The organism is Leisingera sp. XS_AS12, assembly GCF_041224635.1.
GTDB lineage: Bacteria > Pseudomonadota > Alphaproteobacteria > Rhodobacterales > Rhodobacteraceae > Leisingera.
In genome coordinates, this window is sequence record NZ_JBGFGM010000030.1 from 1 (window position 1) to 372 (window position 372).

A 372-nucleotide genomic window follows, 5' to 3' on the forward strand; every position below is an offset into this window, starting at 1 on the left:
TCGATTGCTTTGAAACGGGCCGGGTCCTGGGTTGCGATGCCAACCGGGCATTTGTTCGTGTGGCATGCTTGGGCCTGAATGCAGCCAATGGCGAACATGTAGCCGCGGGCCGAATTGCACCAATCCGCCCCTAGCGCGAGCGCACGGGCGATATGGAAACCGGAGGTGATCTTTCCCGCAGCTCCAAGCTTGACCCGCTCCCGCAGCCCGGCGCCCCGAAGGGTGTTATGAACGAACGTCAGCCCCTCCAGCATCGGCATTCCAACCTGGTTGGCAAATTCAAGCGGCGCTGCTCCGGTGCCGCCCTCGCTGCCATCCACCACTATGAAATCGGGAACCACGCCCGTTTCGAGCATCGCCTTCACCATGCAC

The 372-nt window shown here is 61.8% G+C and carries 1 protein-coding gene; it reads right to left on the minus strand.

Features of this window, described 5'->3' with window-relative positions; all coding sequences use genetic code 11:
• Positions 1 to 372, minus strand: a 372-nt coding sequence (locus tag AB9K35_RS00420) for a glutamate synthase-related protein (protein WP_369923949.1), incomplete at both ends; no start/stop codon positions are given.